This is a genomic window from uncultured Mailhella sp., from assembly GCF_944324575.1.
Lineage (GTDB): Bacteria > Desulfobacterota > Desulfovibrionia > Desulfovibrionales > Desulfovibrionaceae > Mailhella.
Genome location: NZ_CALUWV010000099.1, coordinates 1 through 8,043 on the forward strand (window position 1 = coordinate 1; position 8,043 = coordinate 8,043).

The 8,043-nt window shown below is 58.3% G+C and carries 10 protein-coding genes and 1 pseudogene; 7 read left to right on the forward strand and 4 right to left on the reverse strand.

Annotation, left to right across the window (positions count from 1 at the left end):
* The 4 genes and pseudogenes from Q0J81_RS09530 to yedE form a co-directional block, all read right to left on the reverse strand.
* A pseudogene (locus tag Q0J81_RS09530) lies at positions 1-428 on the reverse strand (sugar kinase); the annotation flags it as partial.
* A complete protein-coding gene (locus tag Q0J81_RS09535; protein ID WP_294447447.1) occupies positions 425-997 on the reverse strand; it encodes a DUF3343 domain-containing protein in 573 nt (190 codons plus the stop codon). The gene Q0J81_RS09535 and the pseudogene Q0J81_RS09530, both read right to left, overlap by 4 nt.
* Positions 997-1,200, reverse strand: a complete 204-nt coding sequence (locus Q0J81_RS09540) for a sulfurtransferase TusA family protein (protein ID WP_366937524.1) — start codon at positions 1,198-1,200, stop codon at positions 997-999. The genes Q0J81_RS09535 and Q0J81_RS09540 overlap by 1 nt, the downstream gene beginning before the upstream one ends.
* 18 nt (positions 1,201-1,218) lie before the next feature.
* Entirely contained in the window at positions 1,219-2,307 is a 1,089-nt protein-coding gene (gene yedE / locus Q0J81_RS09545) for a YedE family putative selenium transporter (RefSeq protein WP_294447449.1), read from the reverse strand.
* A 551-nt stretch (positions 2,308-2,858) separates the two neighbouring features.
* Here yedE and Q0J81_RS09550 point away from each other — a divergent pair.
* The 7 genes from Q0J81_RS09550 to Q0J81_RS09580 form a co-directional block, all read left to right on the forward strand.
* A complete protein-coding gene (locus tag Q0J81_RS09550) occupies positions 2,859-3,569 on the forward strand; it encodes an AzlC family ABC transporter permease (RefSeq protein ID WP_294447452.1) in 711 nt (236 codons plus the stop codon).
* Complete coding sequence (locus Q0J81_RS09555; protein ID WP_294447454.1) at positions 3,566-3,898, forward strand: AzlD domain-containing protein; 333 nt, start codon at positions 3,566-3,568, stop codon at positions 3,896-3,898. The genes Q0J81_RS09550 and Q0J81_RS09555 overlap by 4 nt, the downstream gene beginning before the upstream one ends.
* Positions 3,899-3,961: 63 nt before the next feature.
* Positions 3,962-4,705 carry a GDSL-type esterase/lipase family protein gene (locus Q0J81_RS09560; protein ID WP_294447455.1) on the forward strand — a complete coding sequence of 248 codons (744 nt, stop codon included), beginning with the start codon at positions 3,962-3,964 and terminating at the stop codon, positions 4,703-4,705.
* Between the two features lie 151 nt (positions 4,706-4,856).
* The gene (locus Q0J81_RS09565; protein WP_294447456.1) at positions 4,857-5,306 is read left to right on the forward strand and encodes a periplasmic heavy metal sensor; all 450 of its coding nucleotides are present in this window, start codon (positions 4,857-4,859) and stop codon (positions 5,304-5,306) included.
* A gap of 218 nt (positions 5,307-5,524) precedes the next feature.
* The gene (locus Q0J81_RS09570) at positions 5,525-6,103 is read left to right on the forward strand and encodes a nitroreductase family protein (RefSeq protein WP_294447457.1); all 579 of its coding nucleotides are present in this window, start codon (positions 5,525-5,527) and stop codon (positions 6,101-6,103) included.
* A gap of 259 nt (positions 6,104-6,362) precedes the next feature.
* Entirely contained in the window at positions 6,363-7,541 is a 1,179-nt protein-coding gene (locus Q0J81_RS09575; protein WP_294447458.1) for an ABC transporter substrate-binding protein, read from the forward strand.
* 107 nt (positions 7,542-7,648) lie between these two features.
* The coding region (locus Q0J81_RS09580) for an iron chelate uptake ABC transporter family permease subunit (protein ID WP_294447459.1) at positions 7,649-8,043 on the forward strand (395 nt) is incomplete at its 3' end.

Genomic DNA, 8,043 nt, shown 5'->3' on the forward strand with positions numbered 1-8,043 from the left:
TACATGAAACCCGCGTCGGCAATGAGCGCAGGCATGGGAAACGTCCGCGCTTCCAGTGCCATGAGAATTCTGTTGTGTCCGTCCACGCTGGGAAAAAGATAATGAAAGGTCAGCCCTGCGACATCCATCGACTCCGGCGTGCCCAGCCAGGAAGAAAGGAACTCATACAGTGCCGTGCTGCCTTTTGACGATCCGCAGTCTCCTGCCAGCAGCACCATCGGCGGCTGACCGCCGAGCTTTTCCAGTGCCAGCACGGCGGCAGCCACAAGCGCAGGCGTCCCCCGCTGCACGGGAACGGCAGACGCCGTGCCGCTTTTCATGCATAGAGAAACCGAGCGGGGTACAAGCATTTCGCCCTCAACGCACCACGTGCCCATGCAGAGCGGAAAGTCATCATCCGGCACCGTGCCGCAGATAATCCAGCTCATGCCTCTCCTCCCTTCCGCCACAGACGGCGGGCTTCAAGAAACGCCTTCTGAAGCGCGTACGCGCACAGCGTATGTCCCTGAACCCGGGGTTCCTGCGCTCCCGCTATGGTCTCTCCCACCAGAATGGACGCCAGATAGGGTACATCCGGGCAGCCGCCGCCGGACACGTTGACGATGCGCCCGGATGCACGCTCCACGGTGATCTTCACATTGGCGGCCTGCACCATGAACCAGTCCCCGTAATCCTTTGTCCGATACAGTGATACCGGTTCCAGCAGAGGCCCGCTTACCGGCACTGCGTTCATCGGAGAAAGACGTTCCTTTTCCAGAACGCGGCGTACGGCGGATTCCATGATGAGCGGAAACGTTACCACCATGTCGCAGCCGGTCCGAAGTTCCGGCGGAGGCCCCTTGACCTCCACCGAAAATCCGGCTGCCTGAAGGCAACGCTCGGCCTGTATGACCTCGCCGGTATGCTGAAAGACCAGAAAGCCCTTCTCCACGGCAGAAACGTTTTCTGAACCTCTGCCGTTACGCCGCTTCAGCCAGCCGGTCAGTTTCCCAAGCATTACTTGCGAAGCTCCAGACGAACGACGCCGTCGCCCTCTTCTTTGACTTCAATGCTCCAGCCGTTGCGCGCCGCAGCGCGGCTCACGTTTTCCTGACTTGTCGTGTTGTCCACGAGCACGTCGATGGGGTCATTGCCGGAAAGATGGGGATATACCATAAGCACAGGCTGAGGACAGGAAAGTCCACGCGTATCAATAAGCATAGTCATACTCCTTCAAACTCAGGCTTTTCTGGAAAAGGCAAAGCCGATGACAAGACAGACGGCCAGTCCGATGAGCGTACCCTGAACGCCATATGCTCCGATGCCGGTCGCAGAACTTGCCGTGCCGAGGTTATGGGCCATGGCCGCGCCCGCCAGCATGCCGAGCGCAAAGATGGCCGCGTCGCTGTCGCCTTCACCGGCCATGAAAAGCTGTCTGCCGGGGCATCCGCCGGCAAGAGCGAACGCCAGACCGGCCGTCACCATGCCGAGGAAGTTCCACAGGCCGTCGGTATGGGCCACGGGCTGACCGGCAAAACCGGCATGGAAACCACCGGTAAGCAGATTGGCCACAAGCGCCGCAACAAACATGGCCAGAACACCGAAGAAAAGATGGCCGTAGCGGAAAAGAATGAGATCACGGAACGCGCCCATGGTGCAGAAACGGCTGCGCTGAGCCAGAGCGCCGATGACGAGCGCCACGCCGAAGGACAGCAGGAAAGGCGCATGGGAAGAGCCGGGGCCGCTCACGGAATAGAAGATGGGGCCGCTCTGCGCCTGACCGGGCACCTGCGGGAAGGCAAGATAGAGGCCCAGAAGGCCTGCCATGAGCAGCGGGAAGAACCAGCCTGCGGCGGCGTTCTGCCTGACGCTGCTGCCGAGAGAATATCCCCGTTTGAAGAACAGCGTGCCTCCGGCAATGCCGCAGATGAGCCCGGCAATGCCGAACAGCGCATTGCCGTCGCCGCCGGCAAGACGAAGAATGGTGCGCCAGGGGCAGCCGAGAAAAACAAGTGCGCCCACAGCCGCGACCATGCCGAGTATGAAGCGCACGATGGGCGCGGAGCCGCCGCGCGGACGGAACTCTCCGGCCATGAGCGCCATGGCCATGGAACCGAGCACAAAGCCGATGATTTCGGGACGGATGTACTGCACGATGGCGGCGCGATGCAGACCGAGACCGCCTGCAATGTCACGCTCGAAGCAGGCCACGCAAATGCCCATGTTGGCGGGATTGCCGAATTTCTGCAGCAGAATGGCTGCAACGCCGATGACTGCGCCGACAACAATGATGCCGGCCGTGCTGGCAAAGGGATTCTTGCCGTTCATAAAGGCTCCTCCTGAGAATGTGTCACCATGACCATGCCGCAGTCTGGAAAGCAGAACCGCAGTGAAGACCGTGTATCCTGCACGGGGTCAGACGGAGGGAAGAGCCCGGATTTCAGACAGAAAAAGCCGTCGCGCGTCCGAAGACAATCAGGGGAACTTCCAGTTCCGCTGACCACGGGCGTCAGGTACCGCCGAGGAACTGACGTTCCACGGAAAAAGCGACCGTCGCCGGTCCGACATACCTGATTGCGAACATGGCATCCCCTGACATGATTTTTCTGAGATATATCCCCCGGCCTTTCTGCTGGCAAGAAAAAATGTCCCGGCGAAACGGACGTTGCAGTCATCGAACAGGAATCCTTCTTCGCAGACGATCTTTTCCGACGAATCAATTCCCGACAAAGACCATGGACCCTGCACGCATGAGTGCCGGGTTCTTCAACAAAAAGCCGTTCAAGTCCTGCCCGGAGCGTTCATTCATCGCCCGGTCCCTTCTTGCACGGCAGGTCCGCGCATGATACACGGAAACATTCCTGCCGAGGTTCCCATCCATGACCGATCATCCCGTGGCGACTTCCGCCAAAGCCGCTTTCCGCTCGACGCTGCCCATACTCGTAGGCTTCGGCTTCTGCGGCTTCTCCTATGGTCTTTACATGCACTCTCTGGGATTTGAGCCCGTTTTTCCCATTCTCATGGCGCTTACCATCTTTGCCGGCTCGCTGGAATTCATCATGGCCAGCATGATCACAGGCGCCTTCGCTCCCCTTACCGCCTTCGTTGTCGGGCTTGTCGTCAATGCGCGGCACCTTTTTTACGGCATCGCCATGCTCGACCGCTACCGCGACACGGGAGCGCTCAAGCCCTACCTCATTTACGGGCTCATAGACGAAACCTTTTCCATACTCGGCATGGGCCGCGTACCTGCGGGGGCAGACAGGCGCTGGTACTATTTTTTCGTCACGCTCTTCAATGAGGCCTACTGGGTTCTTTCCACCGCCGTCGGGGCCATGTTCGGCGAAGACATGCCCTTCGACACCCGGGGCATAGAATTCGTCATGCCCGCGCTGTTTCTGGCCATTTTCGTCAGCAGCTGGCAGCAGGAAAGACAGCATGTCGGCTCTCTCGGGGGCCTCGGCATCACGCTCGGCTGTCTGCTGGCCTTCGGCACCTCCCACTTTCTTCTTGCAGCCATGGTCTTCATCGTTCTGCTTCTGCTCCTGTTCCGCAAAAAACTTTCAACCATGACAGGAGAAAAAGCATGACCACGCTGCAGTCCGCCGTCATGATCGGACTTGCTGTGCTTGCCACGCAGCTCACGCGCTGGATTCCCTTTCTGCTCTTCCGGCGCAAGACGCCCCCCGTCATCGCCTATCTCGGCTCGGTGCTGCCTTCCGCAATATGGGGCATGCTGGTCATCTACTGCTTTCGCAACGGAACGCTCGTTGCCGGAAGCAACGGAATGCCCGAGATTCTGGCCTCTGCGGTCACCGTCGGCCTTCAGGCATGGAAGCGTAATCTGGCCATCAGCATAGCAGGCGGCACGCTCTGCTACATGGCGCTCGTTCAACTGTTCTTCCCTATATCCGGCTAGACATCGTTGAAGAAAATGTCGGTCGATGAGCCGGAAGGCAGCAATCTGCAAAAGGAGAAACTCATGGAACGAAAGCGTGTGCTCTGCTTCGGCGATTCCAACACCTACGGCTGGATAGGCTCTCTCGCTGCCCCTGTACGCCGTTATCCTTCCTCCGTCCGATGGACAGGACGCCTTGCCGCAGGTCTCGGAGGTGGATGGGAAGTGCTGGAAGAAGGACTCGGAGGCCGTACGCTGCGCGACAGACGCACCGAAGGCAGCGGAATAAGCCTTCCCGGAGCGGGACTCAGCGCCATGGACTACCTGCCTTCCTGCCTGCTTTTCCACCTTCCGCTCGACGCCGTCATCGTCATGCTCGGCAGCAACGACATGAAATCCGTGCTCAGACACTCGGAGACGGACATTGCCGATGCCATGGCCGCTCTTGTGGACACCATTCGCCTGCTGCCCTGGGAAAGCCTTCTCGATTATCCCCATCCCAAGGTGATCGTCGTTTCCCCTCCGCTCATAGGCGAACGCAAGATGCTTCTGGCCGGGGCAAGATATGTGGACGCCCCGCGAAAATCCCGCATGCTGGCCGGGCTTTACCGAAACGTCGCAGAAAGCCGCAACGCTCTTTTTCTGGACGCTGCCGAGGCCATCGCCGGGGATCCCTGGGGCGAAGCCCACGGACCAGACGGCATGCACCTCAATGAAGAAGACCACGCCAGGCTGGCAGACGCGCTGCTTGCCACCATGCATTCCGCGTTTCCCGCTGATATCCCCCAAGCGCCCAAAAAGAAAAATATCTCTCTGAAAAATATTTAATCTGCTATTACAAGCAGCTATTGAAAAAGTATTTCAGATGACACATTCTCTGAAACAGTTTGAAACGTGACAACTCAACAAACGCCTTCTATATACTGAGGGCGTGATCATCGCGAACTGCTCTCAACTCTGAACGATAAAGGAATCTGCCATGATCAAGAAGACTCTCTGCCTCTCTCTGCTCTCTGCCGCAATTCTCGCTTCCGTGCCTCTGGCCGCCATGGCGCATCCCGACGGATACAGCCGTCATCACGGAGGATATTACGGCTATTACGCCAACCAGACCATGCCCGAGCTCAGCAAGGAACAGATGGCCGAGATGGACAAGCTCTGTGAGGAACATCGCAACGCCGTGCGTCCCCTGTATGACCAGCTTTCCGAAAAGGGCCTTGTGCTGCGTTCCCTGTCACCCAACCCCAACGTGAAGCCTGAGGAGCTGAAGGCTCTCACGGCTGAAATTGCGAAGCTGCACGAACAGATCCGTACCGTCAACAACGACTTTTATGCCAAAATGACCAAGGCCGGACTTCCCTGCCGCGGCTACCAGCACGGCGGTCACGGCCATGGCTACTACGGTCACGGCTGCGGCTACTGGCGCTGATGCATTTGCAGGAACAGATTACGGCAATGGGTCTTCAGGCCCCTGCCGAAAATACTCTCTCCGACATTGCCGTCGTGACAGAGAGTGGTTCCTGAAAAACAGGTTCGCCCCATTTGGGACGGGCTTGCCGTTCCGGTCCCTTCATCTTATGATGAAGGGACCTTTTTTTCGGGCATTCATACTTCGAGATGCCTTTTCCTCTTTCACGGAGCCTCTGCATGAAACTGAAAGAACTTATCTCTCGTGCCAGAACCTGTCGTCGTTTCAAGGGTGAACATCGTCTTTCCTCGGAAACTCTGGCGGACCTTGTGGACCATGCGCGTCTTTCCGCCTCCGCCCGCAACCATCAGGTTCTGCGCTTCATCACCATTGCCGATAAGGATACCTGCGAAGCCTTGAATGCCCTTGTGGTCATGGGAGGCTCGCTCACTCCCGAGCAGAGAGCCACGGTAAAGCAGCATCCCGGCGGATTCATCGTCATCGCCGGCCCGGAAAAGATGGACGACTTTGCGCTCATGGATGTCGGCATAGCCGCTCAGAGCATCAATCTCGCGGCCTGCGAAGCCGGACTTGCCTGCTGCATGATAGGGGCCGTCAAAAAGAATGAAGCGGCTGAGCTTCTCGCTCTGCCGAAGGAGCTGCAGGTCAGACTTGTTCTCGCTCTCGGCGAACCCGACGAAGTACGCCGTCTTGTCGAAAGGCGCAGCGACGGAACCCTCACCTATTACCGTGATGAAAACGACGAACACTGCGTTCCAAAAATCTCGCTCGACGAAGCCATCATCATAAGAAAATAGCCGGTTCCCTGAAGCGGACGAGTCAGACAGAGCGCCCTGTTCGCCGGATAAGGGCCCCCCGCGGCATGGATGCCGCTTCACACCCGCTCCTCCCTCCTTTTTTGCTGCATCATGTCATTCATCTGCCCGCGGCCGGTCCGCGGGCTTTTTCATGCCCGACTTCTCATGGCATTTTTTTTCCAAACGTGCTACTTCACCTCCTGTGACACGTTATTCATATTTGTGTTACTCATCCCCGGACTTATCCATCGGAGCTTCCATGAAGAAAACCTTGTTCCTTGCGACAGCGGCCCTCGTGCTTGCCCTGCCTCCTTCCGGCGGGCAGGCCGCAACCATAACCGACATGCGCGGCGTGGCCGTTACCGTTCCCGATGATCCCAGGGCCGTGGCCACCATCGACGACGGTTTCATTGAAGGCGTGATGACGCATCTGGGGGTCATCGACAGAGTCAGGGTCATAGGTTCATGGTCCATGAAACGGGACTACAGGTATGCTTTCACCTCCAGATCCGGCGAAACGCAGGAATACCGGGGCTGGAACACCATGAAATACCTCCATCCGTGGCTGGACGAGCTTCCCTGCATCAATTCTCCGCAGGGCAACATCATAAGCTATGAGGCTCTCGCGGCAGCTTCTCCGGACGTGGTTCTGCTCCGCGTGGGCGACACCACCGTGGGAACCGACAAGGAAAAGGTGACCAGAACCATCAGTACCATAGAAGCCCTCGGACTTCCCCTTGTGGTTCTCTATTCCCCGACATGGTATCGCTCGTCGGATCTTTCCAGCATGAAAACCGAAGCGGGCATCATAGGCGAGCTGTTCGGTCAGAGGGACAAGGCCGAGGCTCTGGCAGACAGGCTGGCCGAAACAGAAACCATGATACGCGAACGCACGAAGGCTGTGGCGGCGGAAGAGGACAAGCCTTCCGTGCTTCTGCTCGGCCTTCGTCCGGACGTGCGCAAAAAAGGCGGCGCAGGCGCCGCGCAGGGCACGGATACGCCGGAATCCTATATCATCGAGCAGGTCGTTCATGCCAAAAATGCCTATCAGGGCAGAGGTACCAGCGTGCCCATGAGCGCGGAACAGGTATACGCCTGCGATCCCGACGTCATCATTCTGCCTACGGCCAACGGCTATCATCCGCCATTCGAGCTGTATGAAGCTCCCTACTATGAAAACCTTCAGGAACTCAGGGCCGTGAAGAATCATCGGGTGTATGCCCTGCCGTGGTCTCCCATGAACGCGTCAAGAAGAGTGGAATATCCTCTCGACATGCTCATCATTGCCAAGGCTTCGTATCCCGAACGTTTTGCGGACATCAACGTATATGACTTCGCGCTGCGCTTCTACCAGGACGTGTACGGTGTGGACGAAGCTACGGCACGGGGCCTCAGGAGCACCCAGCTGCTGGACTGGATGGCCGACGCCCGTTTCTGATTCTTCAAGTTCTGCTTTAATCATTTTCTCCACATTTCTTCCGGCGTCCCCGTGCCGCAAGGGGCGCTTTCGACACTCGACCCTCTGCCCCAGTCCACGAGGTTTTCATGAAAACACTGCGCGTCCCTCTGGCCATGCTGCTCTGCCTTGCCCTGGCGGCCGCCGTCGTTCTGGCTCTGCTTTCCGGCGACTATGACATGACGCCGGGCAACGTGCTGGCCATCATCCTTGACCACCTGGGGGCAGGCGACGGCACGACCTCGAAAATGCACGACATCATCATATGGCGCGTACGCCTTCCCCGCCTGCTTCTCGCCGCCATGACAGGCATGGCCATGGCCGTCTCCGGTACGGTGTACCAGGGGTGCTTCAGAAATCCTCTCGTGGAACCGTACATTCTCGGCGTTTCGGCAGGGGCTTCCTGCGGAGCGGCGCTTGCCATTGTGTTTCCCGTCTTTTTCCCCACCGGTCAGCTTTCCGCTTTTCTCGGGGGCATGGCGGC